24 protein-coding genes are annotated in these 19,501 nt (G+C 39.6%); 8 read left to right on the forward strand and 16 right to left on the reverse strand.

The features are described from left to right. Nucleotides 1–47: 47 nt before the first annotated feature. Genes TY49_RS03020 through TY49_RS03030 form a run of 3 tightly spaced genes read left to right on the forward strand, consistent with a single transcriptional unit; the run spans nt 48 to nt 1,613 of the window. Nucleotides 48–920: a TolB family protein gene (locus TY49_RS03020; RefSeq protein WP_041964412.1), complete on the forward strand. Its 873-nt coding sequence runs from the start codon at nt 48–50 to the stop codon at nt 918–920. Nucleotides 921–949: 29 nt separating this feature from the next. Continuing rightward, nucleotides 950–1,318, forward strand: coding sequence for a YesK family protein (locus TY49_RS03025; RefSeq protein WP_041964413.1), 369 nt, complete (start codon nt 950–952; stop codon nt 1,316–1,318). 1 nt (nt 1,319) lies between these two features. Continuing rightward, nucleotides 1,320–1,613: a hypothetical protein gene (locus tag TY49_RS03030; RefSeq protein WP_041964414.1), complete on the forward strand. Its 294-nt coding sequence runs from the start codon at nt 1,320–1,322 to the stop codon at nt 1,611–1,613. Between the two features lie 86 nt (nt 1,614–1,699). On the opposite strand, the gene TY49_RS03035 is transcribed toward TY49_RS03030, so the two are convergent. Continuing rightward, nucleotides 1,700–1,894, reverse strand: coding sequence for a twin-arginine translocase TatA/TatE family subunit (locus TY49_RS03035; RefSeq protein ID WP_041964415.1), 195 nt, complete (start codon nt 1,892–1,894; stop codon nt 1,700–1,702). A 137-nt stretch (nt 1,895–2,031) separates the two neighbouring features. Here TY49_RS03035 and TY49_RS03040 point away from each other — a divergent pair, with 137 nt between their 5' ends. Next, nucleotides 2,032–2,550, forward strand: coding sequence for a ferritin-like domain-containing protein (locus TY49_RS03040; protein WP_052442067.1), 519 nt, complete (start codon nt 2,032–2,034; stop codon nt 2,548–2,550). A gap of 146 nt (nt 2,551–2,696) precedes the next feature. On the opposite strand, the gene TY49_RS24510 is transcribed toward TY49_RS03040, so the two are convergent. Next, a complete protein-coding gene (locus TY49_RS24510; protein ID WP_156972592.1) occupies nt 2,697–2,873 on the reverse strand; it encodes a hypothetical protein in 177 nt (58 codons plus the stop codon). A gap of 346 nt (nt 2,874–3,219) precedes the next feature. Between TY49_RS24510 and cspC the strand changes: the two genes are divergently transcribed. Beyond that, the gene (gene cspC, locus TY49_RS03045) at nt 3,220–3,420 is read left to right on the forward strand and encodes a cold shock protein CspC (protein ID WP_010331195.1); all 201 of its coding nucleotides are present in this window, start codon (nt 3,220–3,222) and stop codon (nt 3,418–3,420) included. 133 nt (nt 3,421–3,553) lie between these two features. Here the strand turns inward: cspC and TY49_RS25140 are convergent, their stop codons facing one another. Next, nucleotides 3,554–3,688 (reverse strand): manganese catalase family protein, encoded by a 135-nt coding sequence (locus tag TY49_RS25140; protein ID WP_439646149.1) that lies wholly within the window; start codon nt 3,686–3,688, stop codon nt 3,554–3,556. Nucleotides 3,689–3,754: 66 nt separating this feature from the next. Next, nucleotides 3,755–5,164 carry a Na+/H+ antiporter NhaC gene (gene nhaC, locus TY49_RS03050; protein WP_198135577.1) on the reverse strand — a complete coding sequence of 470 codons (1,410 nt, stop codon included), beginning with the start codon at nt 5,162–5,164 and terminating at the stop codon, nt 3,755–3,757. A gap of 157 nt (nt 5,165–5,321) precedes the next feature. On the opposite strand from nhaC, the gene TY49_RS03055 reads away from it, so the two are divergent. Then, nucleotides 5,322–6,143, forward strand: a complete 822-nt coding sequence (locus tag TY49_RS03055) for a DODA-type extradiol aromatic ring-opening family dioxygenase (RefSeq protein WP_041964417.1) — start codon at nt 5,322–5,324, stop codon at nt 6,141–6,143. Nucleotides 6,144–6,150: 7 nt separating this feature from the next. Here the strand turns inward: TY49_RS03055 and TY49_RS03060 are convergent, their stop codons facing one another. The 6 genes from TY49_RS03060 to TY49_RS03085 form a co-directional block, all read right to left on the reverse strand. Continuing rightward, nucleotides 6,151–6,378, reverse strand: coding sequence for a hypothetical protein (locus TY49_RS03060; RefSeq protein WP_041964418.1), 228 nt, complete (start codon nt 6,376–6,378; stop codon nt 6,151–6,153). A gap of 181 nt (nt 6,379–6,559) precedes the next feature. Continuing rightward, on the reverse strand, nt 6,560–7,552 hold the full coding sequence (locus TY49_RS03065) for an SDR family oxidoreductase (RefSeq protein ID WP_041964419.1): 993 nt from the start codon (nt 7,550–7,552) through the stop codon (nt 6,560–6,562). Further along, nucleotides 7,549–8,475, reverse strand: a complete 927-nt coding sequence (locus TY49_RS03070; protein ID WP_041964420.1) for a bile acid:sodium symporter family protein — start codon at nt 8,473–8,475, stop codon at nt 7,549–7,551. Before TY49_RS03070 ends, TY49_RS03065 begins: the two co-directional genes overlap by 4 nt. Further along, a complete protein-coding gene (locus TY49_RS03075; RefSeq protein WP_041964421.1) occupies nt 8,476–10,224 on the reverse strand; it encodes a thiamine pyrophosphate-binding protein in 1,749 nt (582 codons plus the stop codon). A 17-nt stretch (nt 10,225–10,241) separates the two neighbouring features. Further along, the gene (locus TY49_RS03080) at nt 10,242–11,423 is read right to left on the reverse strand and encodes an iron-containing alcohol dehydrogenase (RefSeq protein WP_041964422.1); all 1,182 of its coding nucleotides are present in this window, start codon (nt 11,421–11,423) and stop codon (nt 10,242–10,244) included. A 45-nt stretch (nt 11,424–11,468) separates the two neighbouring features. Continuing rightward, entirely contained in the window at nt 11,469–12,194 is a 726-nt protein-coding gene (locus TY49_RS03085; protein WP_041964423.1) for a GntR family transcriptional regulator, read from the reverse strand. A 228-nt stretch (nt 12,195–12,422) separates the two neighbouring features. Here TY49_RS03085 and TY49_RS23780 point away from each other — a divergent pair, with 228 nt between their 5' ends. Further along, nucleotides 12,423–13,289 carry a PIG-L deacetylase family protein gene (locus tag TY49_RS23780; RefSeq protein ID WP_052442068.1) on the forward strand — a complete coding sequence of 289 codons (867 nt, stop codon included), beginning with the start codon at nt 12,423–12,425 and terminating at the stop codon, nt 13,287–13,289. 263 nt (nt 13,290–13,552) lie between these two features. On the opposite strand, the gene TY49_RS25145 is transcribed toward TY49_RS23780, so the two are convergent. The 6 genes from TY49_RS25145 to TY49_RS23785 form a co-directional block, all read right to left on the reverse strand. Continuing rightward, the gene (locus tag TY49_RS25145) at nt 13,553–13,963 is read right to left on the reverse strand and encodes a DUF3231 family protein (protein ID WP_369389170.1); all 411 of its coding nucleotides are present in this window, start codon (nt 13,961–13,963) and stop codon (nt 13,553–13,555) included. Further along, nucleotides 13,935–14,564 (reverse strand): DUF3231 family protein, encoded by a 630-nt coding sequence (locus tag TY49_RS25150; RefSeq protein ID WP_232310362.1) that lies wholly within the window; start codon nt 14,562–14,564, stop codon nt 13,935–13,937. The genes TY49_RS25145 and TY49_RS25150 overlap by 29 nt, the downstream gene beginning before the upstream one ends. Nucleotides 14,565–15,361: 797 nt before the next feature. Further along, a complete protein-coding gene (locus TY49_RS03100) occupies nt 15,362–16,465 on the reverse strand; it encodes a threonine synthase (RefSeq protein ID WP_041964424.1) in 1,104 nt (367 codons plus the stop codon). 175 nt (nt 16,466–16,640) lie between these two features. After that, nucleotides 16,641–17,135, reverse strand: a complete 495-nt coding sequence (locus TY49_RS03105; protein ID WP_041964425.1) for a GreA/GreB family elongation factor — start codon at nt 17,133–17,135, stop codon at nt 16,641–16,643. Nucleotides 17,136–17,286: 151 nt separating this feature from the next. After that, nucleotides 17,287–17,928 carry an HAD family hydrolase gene (locus tag TY49_RS03110; RefSeq protein ID WP_041964447.1) on the reverse strand — a complete coding sequence of 214 codons (642 nt, stop codon included), beginning with the start codon at nt 17,926–17,928 and terminating at the stop codon, nt 17,287–17,289. 97 nt (nt 17,929–18,025) lie between these two features. Then, nucleotides 18,026–18,811 (reverse strand): NUDIX domain-containing protein, encoded by a 786-nt coding sequence (locus tag TY49_RS23785; RefSeq protein ID WP_052442070.1) that lies wholly within the window; start codon nt 18,809–18,811, stop codon nt 18,026–18,028. Nucleotides 18,812–18,956: 145 nt separating this feature from the next. Here TY49_RS23785 and fosM point away from each other — a divergent pair, with 145 nt between their 5' ends. Next, the gene (gene fosM, locus TY49_RS03120) at nt 18,957–19,379 is read left to right on the forward strand and encodes a FosM family fosfomycin resistance protein (protein ID WP_041964426.1); all 423 of its coding nucleotides are present in this window, start codon (nt 18,957–18,959) and stop codon (nt 19,377–19,379) included. Nucleotides 19,380–19,501 lie beyond the last annotated feature (122 nt).

Raw genomic sequence — 19,501 nt, forward strand, 5'->3', positions numbered from 1 at the left:
ACCCTTTTAATTAGTGTAATTTTACACTATATAGAAGGAACACTTTATTGGGTGCAATTGCTTTTGTTGCTTTGTTGTTGATTTCAAGCATTAGTTATGTGTTGTTGGCCGACCGGGATGCTTATAAATATTATACAGGTCTTGGAAGTGGGCTAGCCATCTCTGAAGATGATCAGTTCATCGCCTTTTCCTATTTTAATAATGGAAATTCTGCAATCTATACTGCTGGACAGGATGGTCGAGATGTTAAAAGAGTAAGCAACCCTGAACGGGTTTATCACCTGAACCCTCAGTTTTCACCAGATGGCAGCAAGATTTTATATTTATCAAAGGACAGTAACCATATTAAATCGCTTTACATAGCAAATGTGGATGGCGCTAATCCCAAAAAACTTTCTAATAATTCTCAGCACATTTCTGGCGCTGTCTTTTCTGATGACAACGAAACGATTTTCTTCGCAAGCATGCCTGCAGAAGAGTTTAAAAAGACTGAGGGGGAGACTCAAGAGGGCTTTGACCTTTTTTCCGTTAAAATTGATGGCTCACAAATGGAGCAGTTAACTGATAGAGATTTCTATACAATGGATAGCCTCGCCTTTTCTGCTGAAAAAAAGGAAATTCTCTTCAAGGATTTTGACGATATAAATGCGTTTGACCTGGAGGATCGACGGGTTTATACAGCAGATTTAAGCGGTGAAATGCCAACAGATTTTTTTCATCTCACGCTTTCGCCTATGCTTAATGCTTTAGCTTATACGACGATCACTGAAGAATCAAAGGAGACTTCCCTGTTTGAATACGATTTATTTCTGAAAGATTTGAAAGATGGAGACACCAAAAGGCTTACCGACTTGAATTCATCTGTCGTATCTCCGGTGTTTTTAACGATAAAAATGAAATTCTCTTCCTGGAATATATAAATTGGCCGCAAGAACCAGAGGAATATAAGTTGAGGGCAGTAGACATAGAAACCAAGAAGTTAAAAGAACTTAGACTTGAAATGCCGGATCTTGATTCCAGCAACTTTGTCATGAAGGCCATCGATTACTCAGTCAACGGCTGGACAGTTGGCCTGTTGTATACAGTGCTATTAATGTTTATAACTGTTTACGTCAAGCATAAAAAAGTGTTTTTGCCGTCGTTAATCAGCCTGGCAATTGGGTTATTGACATTAGCCGCAAGCTTTGTTGTGGCTGTCACGGTAGATCCTTGGGCAGGAATTGGTGTCGGCATGCTGGCAGCTGGTTTACTAGTTTGTACGATCGTTATATTCATTTTTGCCTTTGTCATGAAGCTTTTAAGAAAAGGAGCAAGATAAAATGCCAGAATCAGTCGGAATGATTTTGACGCTCTTAATGAATATTGCTCTTTTTGGGGTGGCGAATTATTTTGCAGTGAAGGATTCAGCGAGGAACATAAAAAGACGAATTATTGCAGGATTGGTCTTTCTCCTTTTCACACCAGTAATTTTTTTCAGCACTCTCTACCTCGGTTTTACATGGGATGACTCGGGATGGGGTGCAGGAATCCTGACTGTAATTTATACTGGGTTGTATATATTGAATGGACTCATCCTGCTGGTGTCCTCCATTCACATATATTTCAGGAAATAGATGTTTAAAGCTGTCCGGTGATAAATGATCGGACAGTTTTTTTCTGAATAAAAAACAAAACAAAAAGCTGCCAATGGCAGCTTTGATTAGCTCTTTTTATCTTGTTCGTTTTCCCTGATTTCCTTCTTTACATCATCAGCAAGTCCATTCGTCGCGTTCTTGAATTCTTTCATCGACTTGCCGACTGCCCGTCCGATTTCCGGGAGTTTGTTTGGCCCAAAAATGATCAGCGCAATTACGAGAATCAGGATTAATCCTGGAAACCCTATATTTGAAAACATTGTATCTCTCCTATTGAAAAAAGTTACGTCTATTATATCGAATCATCTCTACAAATTAAACCCATAGTGTTTTATGAATCAAATTCCACTCAATGAAGACAATAAGATTGATTATTTTACATAAGGGGTGTTTAACAATGAAGTCAAAATTAATCCCGGTAGTAGCCTGCCTGTTTTTATTCATAAGTTTTTCCGGAGCTGCCAAGGCGCAAACTGAGGTGCCTGCTGACTTTGGTGCTAAAGGTGCACTGAAGGATTCCTCGATTACATTGGATGAAGCTTTAGTATATGCCATTCAGGACGAATACCTTGCACAGGCTCGTTACGACGCTGTCATCGGAAAATTCGGCAACATCAGGCCATTCAGCAATATCAAGTCGGCGGAGCAGCAACATATCAGTGCCCTCCTTACTTTATTTCAGAAGTACGACAAACCTATTCCTGAAGACAGTGCCAAACAATATGTTTCAGCACCTGAAACATTGAAGGACGCTTTTAATGCAGGAGTTCAGGCGGAAATCGATAATATTGCGATGTATGATAAATTAAAAACGATTCCCTCCCTGCCGGAGGATGTAAAAATGGTATTTACCCAATTAGGAAATGCTTCAAAAAACCACCTAAGAGCCTTCCAAATAGGTGCCGGACGAAATTAAAAAAATAAAACCACTGTTGAAGAACAACTTAATGATTCTTCAAATCCACAAAATTGAGAAAACGCTTGGATATAGGAATCCAAGCGTTTTCTTTTTAAAATGCCTCGTTTTAATTTTCAGGGTCCTATATAATTTGACTACTAGATTTACCTGGTCAAAACATAATAAATTACATATAACCAACTAAAGAACCCGTGAATTATTGCCCAGAGTACTGATTTATGAATACTCCAAGATATTGTAATGGCTAAAGCAGAACCAAAAGTAATTGCACTTCCAGAACCAACTGGAACATTAAATCTTTTTTCTTTCCTTTCTTTCATACCCCAACCCCCAGTCTATGGATCTATTTATCTTTTCTATATGTTGATATTTATTCTTCAATTAGCAGGTTATTCTTTTCAACTATAATAATCCTCTAGTTTACACCCAACACCAACGTTTGTTCAGTGAGAAACACTAAACTACCTTGATTCAGCAACGCTAATATAACTATACTTTTTTTGCTTAAGTCACCATGATTTGCAATTTCTTTTGTTTCTTGTTATGATGAATAAGAATTATTTTTGTTCGGTGTAAAGGATAGTATAAGTTTTGACTTTTCGTCTTGATGATCACTTTGGGCAAGGATAGTAATAAGTTGTGCGATAGCACTAGGAGGCAACAAAAATGGAACAAGGTACAGTGAAATGGTTTAATGCAGAAAAAGGTTTCGGCTTCATCGAACGTGAAAATGGAGACGACGTATTCGTACACTTCTCTGCTATCCAAAGTGAAGGCTTCAAGTCTTTAGATGAAGGTCAAAAAGTAACGTTTGACGTTGAGCAAGGTGCTCGTGGAGCTCAAGCTGCTAACGTTCAAAAAGCATAATACAAACAGGCTCTTTAAATAGAGCCTGTTTTTTTTGATTCCCTGTATCATGCTCAATAAAAAAACACTGCTCAACTTTTTAGAAACAATTTCCTTCTTTCCTATATCCAGCAGCAAATCCCGATATTTCTTTTCACCTCGGCAATGCCCCCATGACATTCATCTCGCCATATTGTTCACCGGGAATCTCCTGAAGCTTTTTCGCATATACAGAATCCGGACGGTCCGGCTTTCCCTTGCATTGTAGTTCTTTAATATGATAGAAAATTTGTTATCTATAGTGAAATTATGATGATGCAAAAAGAGCAGTACCCTATTGGGACTGCCCTCTTAACTATGAAGCTTTCCTTACCGCTTCTGTTGCCGAACTCTCCTTCTTCACAAACTCCAGTTTAAAAGCGAACAATGCAAAGATAATTGATAATATCGGTACTGTGAAGTTCAGTACTGCATATGGTGCGTATTCGAATGGATGTACTGACAAGGCTGAAATAATGAACACGGCGCAAGTATTCCAGGGCACTAGTGGTGATGTTACCGTGCCTCCATCCTCTACAGCACGAGATAGGTTTTTCGAATGAAGCCCTTTGTCATCGTATGCTTTTTTATACATTCGCCCTGGTAAAAGAACTGATAGGTACTGTTCGCCTGCAGCAACATTTGTTAAAAATGAAGTTGCAACTGTTGAGACGACCAGGCTTCGAGCGGTCCGGGCCAGCTTCAAAATTTTTTCTACGATTGACTGAAGCATACCAGTCTGCTCCATCACACCTGCAAAAGCCATTGCTATAAGAGCCAGGGAAACAGTATACATCATATCCTGAATTCCGCCTCTGCTGAAAAGCTCGTCGACAGAAGCGTTCCCTGTTTCAATCGTAAAACCGTTTTGAAGTGTATTAACCGCATCAGCTATGGCGCCACCTTGTACGGTAAACTGGGTAATCCATCCGAGGAATACTCCTACGATTAGGGCTGGAAGTGCTGGGATCTTAAAGGCAACCAATAAAATGACCGCCGCTGGAACTAGCAATAACCATGGTGATATCACAAAGTTTGATTGAATTACATTCATGATTTCAAGAATTTGTTGGTTATCTACTCCTGCATTGCTAAAATCCCTGCCAAGATACCAATAGACGCCCAGAGCAATCAAAAAGGCGGGCACTGTCGTATAAACCATATGGCGAATATGGGCAAACAGATCTGTTCCCGTGACTCCTGCCGCCAGATTGGTTGTATCGGACAATGGCGACATTTTATCTCCAAAATAAGAGCCTGAAATGATCGCCCCTGCTACCATGGGTGCAGGAATTCCCATGCTCATGCCGATTCCCATACCGGCAACACCAATTGTGCCCATTGTAGACCATGAACTACCTATCGCCAGAGTAATCAGTGCCGTAATTATGCTTATTGATACAAGGAACATGGATGGACTCATTATTTTAAGGCCATAGTATACCATCGTTGCTACAACCCCACCGCCAATCCACGAACCGATGATCATTCCAACTGTGATTATGATCAGAATTGCCGGTAAAGCCATTTTAATACCTTTATAAATACCTTCTTCGATAAAATTCCATTTAAAGCCTGCAAACCAGGCAACAAGACCTGCCACCACCGTTCCAATAATCAGCGGAATATGCGGGTCTCCTTCAAATTTTACAATCGTGACTGCCATTGAAACTACCATAACTAACAAAGGGATGATAGCAAGTCCAAATGGCACTTTCCTCTCGATACTTTTCCCCATTTGTTTTCCTCCTTGCTGTCTCGATAACTGTCTTTACCCTCAAATCAAGACAGTTAGACAAGCAAGAATTTGGAAACTCCTAGAATAAAAAGAAGGAATCCATATAATCGGTATCTAATTACTTTATAAAAAGGAGGTCGTAACCTTGAATCCATTTGTTTCTGCTTGTATTGCCCCTCACGGTGGTGAGATAATCCCCGAATTGCAAGGGGCCCTTCCAGATAGGATGGCTGTCACTAGGAAAAGTTTAATGAACCTTGGACAGCAAATGGCTGAAGCCAAACCAGATTGTATTGTTGTTCTTACTCCCCATGGAACGAGAATTAATGGCCGATTTTCCATAACTGATTCAGAACGTCTGATAGGAAGCTGGAATGAGAACGAGGCAACTTTTACGATGGAAAAATTGGTAGAGAGAGACCTAGCGCGAAAAATCAATGACGAAGCGCTAAAAAACGGACAGCTATCCTCGACAATAAATTTCGGAACTGCTGCCGGGCCGATCTCTTGCCTGCCACTTGATTGGGGGGCTATCGTCCCGCTCCGCTTCATGCCTGATGTTCCCGTTGTCGTAATCACACCAGCAAGAGATCTTTCCTTCCAAAAGCATATTGAATTCGGAAAATCGCTTCGTATAGCTGTAGCTCAATACGACAAGAAAGTCGGATTGATTGCCAGCTGTGATTGGGCTCATGCTCATGATGAAAAAGGCCCTTATGGGTTTGATCCAGCAGCCAAAGAACTCGATGAACAAGCGGTTGAGTTGATAAGAACAAATCAACTCGAAAAAATGGCAGACTTCGATGCCGATTTCATTGAAGCCGCAAAACCAGACGGAATCTGGCAAACCCTCATCCTTGCCGGCGCCATACCTCCCGAGGAGAGACTTGTAGAATTTCTCTCTTACGAAGCACCAACATACTTCGGATTGATATGTGCAGAAATCTCGGCCAAAAGAAAAATCTAGTCACCGACTAGATTTTCTTTTTGATGTCTTCTCTTATAGAATCCATTAAATCCTCAGACAAGTTTGCAGGCAGTGTTTTATCGTCCTCTACAATCCAGGCATTCATCAATTCAAGGTCTGATTTTTGAAAGGTAACGATATAATTCTGTTGCTCAACAGTAAATTCAACTGTTACATGTTCCTCACCATAAGATTCCTCATCAATAATCATATTGGTCATTTCATATGGATTCATAATAAAACTCCTTTACTCATTCCTTTTGTTATATTTGTCAATAAGAAGATATTTATACTGTTTTACACTTATTAACATAATAGTTTTATCCAAAACTAATAGTTCAATATAAGACAAAAACGCGCCAGAAAAAAACTGACGCGTAACTTTCCTTATTCTGTTTTAACCTTAATAACAAATTTTAAACTACGGCACCCTTCCCTGATCTTCTAATGGCGTAATGTTTCTTTTCAACATAATAGAGAAATACTTCCCTTGAAGTCTTTTTTGGTGTGTAATGAAACCTACTCTTCAGATTATGGTTATCTAAAACAGGCCGGTATCTTAGGAAGTTCACCTGCTCTTCGCCGTATTGAGTCAGCGATAGCCTCTTAAGGATAAAAAGAATTGACTTTACAAGCCAGACCGGTAATCGGATGACAGGCTTACCGAGAATTTCTCCTATTTCATCGATTGTCAGTGACCCATCTCCTGCTACGTTAAAAATGCCTGTTTCTTTGCCATTGATTCCTTTAATCAGACAGCCTACGACATCCTGATCCCAGATGAACACAAACGGGCTATTCGAACCTGAAATTCCAAGCAGCACTCTTTTTTCAAAAAGATTTGTAATCTGGTTATTGACTGTGTCCCCCAATATCGTCCCAATCCGGAAGATTACCTGCTCGAGATTTGGATGCTTTTTCCGGTAATCTTTCAAAAGCTCCTCGACCAGCCGCTTATGATGAGAATAGGAAAATTCCTCATTACCCCTGATTGCATCGTCCTCTTTTATCCACTCCGGATTATCTGCATGATAACCATACGCAGCCCCGCTTGACGTAACCACTACTCTTTTCACTTGATTTTCTACACATGCTTGTAAAATGTTATCTGTCCCTTTGACATCCACTGAATACTCGAATTCGCGGTTACTCTTTTTTCCAGGAGTAACAATTGTCGCAAGGTGAACCACCGTATGAATATTATTTTCTCTTATCACTGCTTGAACTTGTGGGGAACGGACATCCAACTGAATATATCGAATTCCATCTTCCTTATTAAAGGCAGAGTCAGCTCTAATATCAGTAGCGATTATGTTCCACTTCTGTCCATTTGTTTTATTGAGGTCGATCAATCGGTTTACAAGCTGGGTGCCAAGATAGCCAGAGGCACCAGTAATAAGGATGTTCATACTTGAATACCTCCGTTTATCGCTTGTGTTTTGGGCTCTCTTTTTGACCAGAAAGTAGCCAGTGACAATCCGGAAACTATATGCCAGATTGCCCACCATGCAGCTACGATCGCCATTCCGCCGAGGCCGTCAAAGAAGTTAAAAATAAGGATTAAGCCTAAACCTGAATTTTGGATGCCAACTTCGATGGCAATTGCTCTTCTGTCTTGCTCCGGCAGCCCAGCGACCCTTGATGAAAAATAGCCTAACAGAATGGCAACGAGATTGTGAAGAAAGACCACAATGGCAACCATCCCGACAAAATCAAGGAAATAGTTGAAGTTGGATGCCAGTGAAGCTAACACGAACAGGATAAAAAAGATAATTGAAAAACGTTTCATCCATTTATTAGTCCTGCTCGCCCATCCTGGGTATTTGTTCCCAATATACATTCCCAGTACGAGAGGTACTCCAAGCATAATAAATATTGTGAGTAGCATATCAACCGGGCTGATTGAAAAGGAGCGCATCAACGCATTCGTTCCAGGATATAATGAGCCCCAAAACAAAGTGTTGAACGGTGTCATAAAAATAGCCAAAACAGTTGAAATAGCAGACATACTAATCGATAATGGTGTATTCCCTTTTCCCAAATAAGTTAGGAAATTAGATAGATTCCCACCAGGACAGGCTGCCACTAAAAACAAACCTAACGCAATGCTGGGTAATGGTTTAACGACCATAACCAATAAGAAAGTAAACGCAGGCAGCAAGAAAAATTGCGCTACGAGACCTATCAAAACCGGTTTTGGAGTCGAGAGTGTCCGTTTAAAATCGTCTACTTTCAGATCTAGCGCGACACCGAACATAATAAATCCTATCAGTATATTCATAATGGTCAGGGTGGCGGAGTTGAAATTAAGAGTTACCTGATCAATCCCCATTTATTTGCCCTTCGGTTCCTGATGCATGTCTTTGAAATACTTTAATCCAGGAGCCCACATATGTTTTACCGGGTCAACATCAACTTGGATGACCGAACATTTACCAGTCATCAAAGACCGTTCTATTGCTCCCTTGAGATCCTTCGGGTCGTTTACATGCTCTCCATGGGCACCCATGCTTTCTGCAAGCATATCAAACTTGATTTCTCCTAAATCGGTATTAATGCTTTCTTCAGCACTTAATGATTTTTTCAAGACGGTTTTGATTGGCTTCAGGGCGAAATGCTGATTCATCTTCACCATTCCCCACTGACGATCGCAGACGACGATATAGATAACCTGTAAATTGTTCCTGACCGCTGTTTCGATTTCCTGCGGATGGAAACCCATGGCTCCGTCACCAATGATGCAGCAGACAGGACGATCTGGATTTGCAGCCGCAACGCCAAGTGCCTGGCCGATACCGGCTCCGAGCATACCAAATTTATAGGTTGAGAAAACAGAGCCTGGTTCATCGATAGAAAAGTAGAAATTGGTCCAAATCGTCGTATTCCCGCCATCAATAACAAGGTTAGTGCCGGGAGGAAAAACCTGCTGGCTAATGACTGGAACATGGGCTGTATTCATTGGGACTGAGAAGTCCTCTAAATGTTGATTAAGCTTCTTTCGATTCTTTTCTTTTTCAGCGAGATGTTTCTGGATGGAAGTTTTTCTATTCTTTGTTTGGATGGAGTCTTTGCGCTGCTGAAGTTTTTGGTAGAGTTGTGTTAAAAATGTTTTGATATCTGCTTGAATTGCCAGATCTGCTGGTTTGTTCGCACCCAATATTCCTTGATCTATGTCGACCTGGATCAACTTTTGATTTGCATCCCAATAAGGTGCCTTGCCCCACCAGTCTGTTTCTCCAATTCTTGATCCTAAGACTAAAACGACATCCGCTTCGTTCCTGATTTTATTATTTGTTTGCAAATAGATCATCGGCATCATCAGCGGGTTGCTCTCTGATATTGCTCCTCTTGCCGCCCAGCTAGTTGTCACCATTGACTGCAAGAGCTCCGCCACCATTTCTAATTCTTCAGATGCTCCGGAATGGATGACTCCACTGCCGGCGTGGATGACAGGGAATTCCGCATTAATCAAAAGGTCACATGCTGCCTCTAGTTGATTTTCCGTCGCACCAGGAAATTCCGTAACACGGTATTGATGCGGCTCCCAAAAGTTTAGGTCGCATTTCACTTTCGTATTCAGGATATTTTCCGGAATATCAATGTGGACAATACCAGGCCTGCCCTCGTAGCATTTCCTCAGTGCTGTCCTCATCATTTCAGGAATACGATCAAATGATGGCACGGTTTCACTCCACTTTGCAAACTGTGAAATGACACCCGTCTGATCGAAGCATTGGTAGGTTCCCCCACGGTCAGGGTACATGATCCCCGTCCTTCTGGCACTCGTAATGACCAGCACACGATTCCCCTCTGCTTCTTCAACAACTAATCCGGGGAGAATATTGGCCACACCAGGACCATTGCTTGCCATACAAACTCCCAGTTTGCCCGTCACTCGGGCATACGCTCCCGCCATGTGTGCAGCGGTTGTTTCGTGTCTGGGCGAAACCAAATCAATATCGTATTTTTGAAGATTAGAATAGAACCCAAAATATGTCCCGTCAATAATGCCAAATACCTTTTCCACACCCTCAATACTCAGCATTTTTGCTATTACTTCTCCGCCTGTCATTTCACCCATAAAAACCCTCCTTATAATTAACAAACTGAATATTCAGATATTTTGTTGAATAATTTTTGGTAGATTTGTTCAATATCCTTGTAAACCGGGATTACCTGATTTGTGAGGATTCCATTTCCCGCCAATGCATCCTCTACTAGCAAGGGTATTTCGTTGGCTAGCTTCGCTTTTAAATACAATGCTCCTGCTTCCCACACTTGAAACTGCTCATTTAAATTCAGTACAAAGTTTAAGACATCTTTTGCCATCGCTTCCTTTGAACCATCCACATCCGGATTTAGTATTTTAGCGATGGTTGCATATCTTTCCTGCGAAACTTTGAGTCCATATTGAATTACATATGGCAGTAATAAAGCAACGCTTAAACCATGCGGAATATTAAACCTTGCACCTAGTGCCCTTCCTGCTGCATGCGCTAGATTAGTGGAAGAATTCGAGAACGCTATCCCCGCAAAGCAGCTGCCAAGAAGCATATTTTCACGCGCCTCTAAATCACTTCCATTGTTATGGGCACTGGGCAGGGCTTTACTGATTAGAGTAATTGCTTTTATGGCAAAATAGTCACTCAATACGGTTGCCTTGGTCGATACATACGCTTCCATTGCATGTGCTAAAGCATCCATTCCCGTATAGGCCGTAAAGGAGTTCGGCAAGGTTAATGCTAATTCCGGATCAAGAATCGCAATATCAGGAATCAATACTGGATGACCTGGATTCAGTTTAATGCCACTGTCAACTTCTGTTATGACCATTACCTTTGTTGCCTCTGAGCCAGTTCCCGCGGTTGTTGGTACGGTAATAAGGGGTAACCTCTTGATGATTTTCTTTCTCGCAATCTCTTGATATTGGAGATCAGGATTTATAGTCATGACTGATACTGCTTTTGCCAAATCGATTGCGCTTCCACCGCCAACAGCAACTATACAATCAGCCTGGGATTCCTTGCAGTTATTCACGGCCGCTCTTACATGTTCTGTAGTTGGTTCACCTTTATATTCCGAAAACAGCGTCATTCCGAGATTTGTTTTTTTAAATATTTTCGTTAAACGATCAGCCAAGTTAAGCGGCTCTCCCAGCACACTTGGACTAATCACGACAAACAGGTGGTTCGCCCCAAGCCCTGCTGCCGCATCTGCTACCTTCTCTACACTCCCGGCTCCATGAAAAATCCTACCGGGCAAATTCAATTCCTGAATCATATCAAACTCCCTTTCCGGGTAAAGCGCTTACAAATTTAAATAACACTATTTTTGTCTTTTTGTGTTGACCCGAAAAACATACATATCAGGCTTGTAATAGCTAATATACAATTCGATTGGTTTCCCATCTGCCCCTTTGATCAAACGCTCAACACAAAGAACATTTATGCCTTTAGGGATTCCGAGATTTTCAGCATCCATGTCTGAAATCTTTTTACAGGAAATAAACTGTTCTGCCTGATGAAGTTCAATTCCCAGCTTCTTTTCAATCAGTTCATAAATAGCAGATGTTTCTAAATCATGCTTCGAGAGCTGCTGGCCAATCTCCCTGCTGTAGTAGTGGCGTTCTATTGCAATCGGATTTCCATCCGCAGTCCGAAGTCTCTCGATAGTGAAAAATTCTTTTTCACCAATTTTATCTGCAAAATACCTCGGCTTAGTCATCATTCCACTGTTCAACAGGACAGATCCAGGCCTCATCCCCATTTTCCGTACTGTCTCTGTTAAACTATGTAAGGAGTTCAGCCACTCCTCAATTGGTCGCTTAGGAGAAATATAAGTGCCTTTCCCATGTACCTTGGTCAAAACTCCATCGTTGACTAAATGGGTAATCGCCTCCCGCACAGTCGTCCTGCTCACCGAAAAGCGATTCATCAATTCCCTCTCACTCGGAATTTTTTCTTTATATTGGCCTTCTAATATCTCCTTCCTCAGCAAGTTCTTAATTTGCACATGGTAAGGAATTGGATTGTCCACATCAATCTCAACCAATCATCATTCCTCCTTTACTCGTTGCGACGTCCCTACCAGTTCGGACCAGTTAAATTCTGGATGATCTACAATCTAATTATATGGACTAAGTTTTGATTTAACAACAAGTATTTATAATTTTTAAAATATTCAATATATTAATATAAGATTTTACTTTTTTAAAAAAAGGAGTTGAAATATAACTTACCTCATATACTAGATTAATAGACTATGAAAAGGAGTAATAACATGAAAAAATGGAAAAAACCTTTGTTCGTTGTGTTGCTTTCAATTGTATCCCTGCTAGTGGTTTTGGTTACTGGAGCGGTAATGTATGCTAACTATTATGTGAACGATGAGGATATCCATGTTTCTGAGGAGCTTTTTCCAGAGGGTGCACCGAAGAAGATCTTGGCCATCTTTGCCCATCCTGATGATGAAATCATGATTGCCGGAACGTATCATAAGTTAAATAAAGATAAAGACGTTATCAGTGTACTCTCCACTTTTACCAGAGGAGAAGCCGGTGGTACTGGAGGCCTTATTCCAAAAGAAAAACTCGGGGAAACACGAACTAAAGAATTGGAGAAATCAGCGGAAATCCTAAAGATCGACCATCTAGAAGTCTATGATTATCCTGACAGCGGCCTGGCAGATGCGGGCCATGAGGCAATAAAACAAACCATCAGAGAATTAATTCATCTATATAAGCCCACAACCGTCCTTACCTACGATGATATCGTAGGTTTATATGGACATCCCGACCATGTAGTGATGAGCAAGCTGACAAAAGAGGTCGTTACAGCAGAAATGGAAAAAGAAGATTCACCAGTGAAGCGACTCTACTTCGCCACGCTTCCCAAGCCAATGATTGATCTTGCACTCAAGCTCTCCCCTACTTTCAAAGAACGATACCCTCGGGATAAAGGCTTACCAGAACCTACAATCGCCTTCCCAATGGCGTCCGAAGCATCCGCACGCAAACAAGTCCTGCTCGCACACGAAACACAATGGAAAACCGCAGCAAGCGTCCAGCCCTACCATGACAAAGTTCCATCATGGATTTATTACCGAATCTTCGACCGGGAGTACTATCATTTGGTTAAATCTAAATAAACAGAAGCCAACGTTTCCTATTATTCGATTTGATTGTTCTTATCTTTCATTAGATTGAAATAGTACAAAACACACAGGATGTTTTAGCACTTTAACTAGCAAATAAAAGCCTGGAGCTAATAAGCTTCAAGCTTTATTGTTTTTTAAGGTAAAGCACCTTCTCGTTTAGGTGAAACTCTTCACCAGCAAAATATATCAAACATATTTCACAATGATATGAAAAAAGTCCTTGCTGTTAAACGCAGAAGGACTTTAAATATGTTTTATAATCTGTTATTTTTTCTTATTAATTCATCTCTATCGGATGCCATTGGAGGCTGTTCGAACCATCCATTTTTAATCATAATATTAGCTCCATCTTCGGAATACATCTGAACTTCTACAGAAAGCCTATTATACATTGATCCAATATCTCCTCTAGGACTTTGCCCAATAGCTGTACCATAATAACCAACGCTCAAAGAAATCAAACCACTTGTGAAGAACATCATCAATTTATCAGAAAAAGTATAGGATGTACTATTTGTTATTTCAGAATCCCACCCCATAGGAGCTGGAAGTTTACTTTCTTCTAGCTTAGCTCTAAATAATTTTATATGTTTATTCCCAACTTCTAAACCCTTTAATAAGAATTGTTTTACATCCTTATCCCTGACTGAAACCAGTAAGTGCAGCTACTCCCAAGGCATTTCTTTGTAGATTCGCAAATAAATTATCGACCTCTGAGGCAATTAATGGTCTTTTTTCTCCAAAAACATCTAACATAAACCATTGCTTTTTTACAAATTCTATTTTTTCTAAATTAGGCAGGCTAGGAGACCTGATAAACAATCCTTTTTTTAATAATAATTCAGTTGACTTATCATATAATTCCATTGTTTCTGTAAGGCAATCCATGTAATAGGATTTAATATCACCCCTTACAGATGTCCCAACACTACCAGCATAAGTTGTCAGTCCAACCTTAGCCATTTGGTTTATAAAATTCAGTACAAAACTGTCGGAATAAAGTCTAGGAGCATTTAATTCCACATCTTCTTTAATACTAAAACCATTTGGAATTACATTTTTTTCCTCTGTAAGTATTGCTGTAATCTTTCCAATATGTGTCTTTGATAATTCTAATGAGAATTCAATTAGAGGCTTAATTTCCATATCCTCAGCTTTTTCTAGAAAGAATGTAAGAACACATATGCTAGCGCTATCATTTAAATATTGAGCCCAAAGTTGACCGATTTCACCCGCCGTCAGCCTAATCTGTATTTCTCCAGCCATAAAGTAACCTCCAAAAATTTGTTTTCCTAAAAAATACCTTCCCCAAAAATTACCTTTAATATGTGTTAGGTGCCATAATATTCCACCTTGCAAAATGTGAGGCTTCCATTGCTAAAGTTATATACTAATTCAATACTGTTCTTTCTCCAAACTGCTTCGTAAGCGCAATAACGAATACAACAAAAAAGTGCGTTAGTCCCCCTGGGATCAACGCACCTGCTAAGGTAATCAACATATGTACAATTATATCTATTGGTGAAAACCGTCATTTTTACACAAAGTTTAATCTGTACTGTCTGAATAAAGTTTCCGCCTGTATCAACGAAAATGGCGATATTGACGTCGCCAATTTTTGCAGGCTCCGTCGTAAGCGTATCTAAAAGATCTTATATTCACGCCAAGCCCTCAGTTTTAGTCCCTTGATGAAATTACATTTTCCATACACCCTCATTTAGTCTCCATTTAGAGCTCCGCAATTGGTTACTAATTGGCTAACACAATATCATCCGATAAAGGGGGAATCTCAAAATCACTCAATTTTGCATTAATTATTCCTCTACCATCTTCAGCTAAATCTTCATCCCTTCCTGAACTTCCGAATTTAAAAAATTTTTTCAGCCAATATTTTTATAAGCTCTGCTCTTGATAATAAATTTTCTTCTAATGTTCTTTTGAATCCATTTTGAAATGTCCCCTTTACAGCATCCGTTCTCTAATTCAACAAAAAAGAGCACTAATCCTTCTTAGATTAATGCTCGAATTAAGCCAGCTAATGAGTACCCTATACATTTTGCAGTTTATTTTGACTTAATTCCTGCACCACAAAGAGGGATGATCACTTTTTCTCCTTGTGACTTTTTGTATTTTAAATATCCAGCATAGTTAGCCGCTGTTGTAACTTCCACATAGAAACCTTTATCAGCAAGCAAGGTCCGTGCATTCAAAATTTCATCCTCTTCAATAGCGATGAATTCACCATTTGTTTCCCGGACAGCCGCTATAATTTGCTGCGACCGTACTGGGGCTGCAATCGCAATACCTTCTGCTAATGTGCCTTTATTGGTGACGGGCTCTGCTCTGTCATTGCCTTTTTCATAAGCATTTAAAAGTGGAGCACAGTTTGCTGCCTGGACCGCAATCATTTTCGGCATTTTGTCTATCATTTTGTTATCATATAACTCTTTGAAACCATAATATGCTCCTAGCAAAAGCGTACCATTTCCTACCGGGATGATTAACGAATCTGGTTCTTCTTTTAGCTGCTCGTAAATTTCGTATACGTAAGTTTTGGTACCTTCATAGAAGTATGGATTATACACGTGACTGGCATAGAAAGTATTTTCTTCTCCAACCGCTTTTTGTGCAGCCTCTGCAATGTCTTCTCTAGTTCCTACAATTTCCTTAATCGTTGCACCATGTGCTTTTACCTGTGCAATCTTCTTAGGAGATGTTGTATGACTTAAATATACGTCACATGCAATGTTGCACCGTGCTGCATATGCAGCAATTGAAGTTCCAGCATTGCCGCTGCTATCCGCAATAACTTTTGTAACTCCCAGCTCTTTAGCCTTTGCCATTAAAACAGCTGCTCCACGATCTTTAAATGATAGTGTAGGCATCAGATAATCCACTTTTACATACGTATCCGGTTCGAGAGGATCAAGTATGATTAAAGGTGTTTGACCTTCTCCCATCGTAACTGATTCCCAAGTCTTAGAATCTTTTTCAAATGGCATTGCTTCAAAATAACGCCATAACGTGTTCGGATAATTAGTCCAGGCAGTAACATCAATTTTAGGTGAATCCTTTTTCAAATCTAGCAGGCCACCACATTCACATTTCCAAAGAGTTGGCGAAATCTCGTGCGTTTCCCCACAACTATAACAAATATATTCATCCACAATTAACCGTTCCTTTCCAAAATACAGATTTTTATTTCTATATGTATACGTAAAGGAATTAGAAAGAATACAGAGGCGAATTAACCTTCAGGGGGAAAACAACAGCATATTAGCGATTGATATTTTAGCGAACTTCAAACCGGAGTATTAGCCAGCTATTACAACAGATTATGCTTTACTCTACTTCTTCCCATCCGCTATACATTTTCAAAACCTTGCATTTCACTTTTCCAGAAGGTACTGACAAAACAGTTTCGTCCCCTATTTTTAAGCCTAGTAACTTCTTTGCAACCGGTGTATCATAGAAAATTTTGTTTTCATCTATATTCGACTCGCCGTAACCGACAATTTCATATATTTCTTCTTCGGTAAAATCTGTGTATTCAAACGAGCATTTCACGATTGAGCCAATAGCTACTATTTCAGAATTACGCTCATCAACCTTAATAAATTCTGCAGACTTATACGTATGCTGAATCTCTTGAATCCGTTCCACTAATACACGTTCATCCTGCTCTAATTTATGAAAATTAGGATTAGCAATCTTATCATCCCCGCAAGCATTAAATGCAATATTCTTATCCATACGGACTTGCTTCAGCTCTTGTTCTAAAATGCCTATTTGTTGAAGAATAAGTTGCTCTCCCTTAGGTGTGATTTTAACAGACATAATAATCTCCTCTATAATTTATGTAATCTCCAAAACTTCTCTTCCATCATAACCTCTAATATACCCTGAAATACTGTTGAACAGTATCATTTTGTTCCGCACTTATAATCTTGAGTACAAAATGAAAGCTGCCAAGTTGGCAGCTAGTTAACTATCCACCATCCGGAAGGGAAGGTAAAAATTCATTAATATTACTATGCACATCATCTGGCTGAAAACTGAAGTCAATTGTCTGGAAATTAGGCAGCCAATGTACTCCTATTGTATGTACATTCGCTTGCTTTCCAGCCAATATATCAGCGTCGCTATCTCCCAAGAAGATTGCCTCTGTGTTAGATACACCCAGTTCTACTAATGCTTTATTAACCCCCTCAGGATGAGGTTTTGGAAACTCCACGTCATCGCCAGTAACAATTACATCAAAAATGTTATTTAACTCTAGGCATTCTAAAGATATGTCGAGACTTCTTCTCGCTTTTCCAGTCACTATTCCCAGTTTATAGCCACGATTTTTCAACTCAATAAGTAAGGTGTATATTTCTTCATTTTTCGGAACTATATTTTCATGTCGGGCCCTATAAATCTCATAATATAACTCAATGGCTTTTTCATGATTATTATTCTTAAGGTTTTCACGAATAATACCAGTCTCTGATGGACCAAACATTGCCTTAATTTCTTCTGATGTAACCTCACGATCGTCAAATTTCTTAAACACTGATTCGAACGCCAAGAAACACACAGGCAAAGTATCTGCAAGAGTGCCGTCAAAGTCAAAAAGAACTGCTTTAATATCAATCACATCCTAAAATATTTTATACATTACCTTTTCTTTAAGGTTTGAGATTTTCTCTTCTATTCTCTTAAGTGGAAATACCTCATGAAATTGTTTAACTATAATCTTTTTTGACTTCAAATCTACTGACTAGCTCGTAAGGTCTTGCTTTAAATGCTTCGTATGGGATATAGTTTGCATCCATCGCGTCTAGAGTCCTGTTTCTAAATTGTTCTCTCGTAATAAATTGTTCTATATTTTCTTTCGTTATTTTTACAAAAAAGACTTCTGAAGTTTCACCTTCGGCTATCCTGACATCACCAGACTGATACTCACCTCTGAAGACTACACATGTTACTCCACTCGTCACGTTTTGATAAATACCTGTTATACCATGTAAATTCACCTTAATTCCCGTCTCTTCAAATACCTCGCGATGAATTGCCTCTTCCAATGTTTCCCCTTCTTCTACCTGGCCGCCAGGCATTTCCATTGTGTTTGAACGGTGAAAATTCCTGACAAGGAGTACTTCTCCATCCTTGTTGGTGATATATCCACTAACAGACAATAAATGTTTATGCTGATGATATGCTGAAGGATAAGGAGCAGTTGAAGACAAGAAATCTTTGCCAGTCTCTGTGCAAGATTCGCCTAACTCCTTCATTGCTGACTGGTACTCTTCACTATTTTCAATTAAACTATTGATCCTTTCATAATGCTCCATGCTGCTATATTTCCAAATAACCAGAATTTCGTCATTTGTACCATTCACCCAGCGCCCAATTAATTTCGCACCATGTTTAATGTGAATTGGATATACATGTGTATGAAACAACTTATTGATATCATTCAATCCCTCAGGCTTGATAATGTATGTATTTCTTTTAAAAAACAATTTCATCTCTCCTTCCCCTTCCTTTAATTTCCACATCAATGATGAAAATCCTTCATTTATGAAAGGAAACTTGGAGGGATTCGGTTATTCTGGTATCTTATTTATAAGAATTGTTCTTCTAGTGGGTAATATTATTTCCGAGGTGAGAAAAGTGTCGATCAAGGGGATAAACCATTTATTATTTTCTGTTTCTGATTTGGAGAAATCGATTGATTTTTATAAACATGTATTTGATGCAAGATTGTTAGTAAAAGGTAAAACTACAGCTTACCTAGACTTAAATGGTATTTGGCTTGCCCTGAATGTTGAGAAAGACATACCTCGTCAAGAAATAAATCAATCATATACACATATAGCTTTTTCAATTGATGAAGTTGAGTTTGAACCCATGTATAACAGACTGAAAGATTTGGAAGTGAATCTTTTAGCAGGCCGCCTAAGAAATGAAAAAGATAAAATGTCTATTTATTTTACGGACCCAGATGGGCATAAATTCGAGTTCCATACAGGGACCTTACAAGATAGAATCGACTATTACAAAAATGAAAAAGGACATATGAGGTTTTATGATTAAGAGTAAGCTGTTCCAAGCCACAGCTTGATTTAGACAACTTGCTGCTAGGTTAATCCGACTTCGTCTGAAGTTGCCTTAGGTTCAGACAAATTTCCTTCGGCGTCCTCTTGTTTTGTCCGAAG

Source organism: Mesobacillus selenatarsenatis SF-1 (genome assembly GCF_000813125.1).
GTDB classification, from domain to species: domain Bacteria; phylum Bacillota; class Bacilli; order Bacillales; family Cytobacillaceae; genus Mesobacillus; species Mesobacillus selenatarsenatis.

Excerpts from the sequence above, each read along its gene's own strand:
- TY49_RS03030 (WP_041964414.1), top strand. The coding sequence starts at position 1,320 with ATGCCAGAATCAGTCGGAATGATTTTGACGCTCTTAATGAATATTGCT.
- TY49_RS03035 (WP_041964415.1), bottom strand. The coding sequence starts at position 1,894 with ATGTTTTCAAATATAGGGTTTCCAGGATTAATCCTGATTCTCGTAATT.
- TY49_RS03040 (WP_052442067.1), top strand. The coding sequence starts at position 2,032 with ATGAAGTCAAAATTAATCCCGGTAGTAGCCTGCCTGTTTTTATTCATA.
- TY49_RS24510 (WP_156972592.1), bottom strand. The coding sequence starts at position 2,873 with ATGAAAGAAAGGAAAGAAAAAAGATTTAATGTTCCAGTTGGTTCTGGA.
- cspC (WP_010331195.1), top strand. The coding sequence starts at position 3,220 with ATGGAACAAGGTACAGTGAAATGGTTTAATGCAGAAAAAGGTTTCGGC.
- TY49_RS03060 (WP_041964418.1), bottom strand. The coding sequence starts at position 6,378 with ATGAATCCATATGAAATGACCAATATGATTATTGATGAGGAATCTTAT.
- TY49_RS03065 (WP_041964419.1), bottom strand. The coding sequence starts at position 7,552 with ATGAACATCCTTATTACTGGTGCCTCTGGCTATCTTGGCACCCAGCTT.
- TY49_RS03070 (WP_041964420.1), bottom strand. The coding sequence starts at position 8,475 with ATGGGGATTGATCAGGTAACTCTTAATTTCAACTCCGCCACCCTGACC.
- TY49_RS03075 (WP_041964421.1), bottom strand. The coding sequence starts at position 10,224 with ATGGGTGAAATGACAGGCGGAGAAGTAATAGCAAAAATGCTGAGTATT.
- TY49_RS03080 (WP_041964422.1), bottom strand. The coding sequence starts at position 11,423 with ATGATTCAGGAATTGAATTTGCCCGGTAGGATTTTTCATGGAGCCGGG.
- TY49_RS23780 (WP_052442068.1), top strand. The coding sequence starts at position 12,423 with ATGAAAAAATGGAAAAAACCTTTGTTCGTTGTGTTGCTTTCAATTGTA.
- TY49_RS25150 (WP_232310362.1), bottom strand. The coding sequence starts at position 14,564 with ATGGCTGGAGAAATACAGATTAGGCTGACGGCGGGTGAAATCGGTCAA.
- TY49_RS03105 (WP_041964425.1), bottom strand. The coding sequence starts at position 17,135 with ATGTCTGTTAAAATCACACCTAAGGGAGAGCAACTTATTCTTCAACAA.
- TY49_RS23785 (WP_052442070.1), bottom strand. The coding sequence starts at position 18,811 with ATGAAATTGTTTTTTAAAAGAAATACATACATTATCAAGCCTGAGGGA.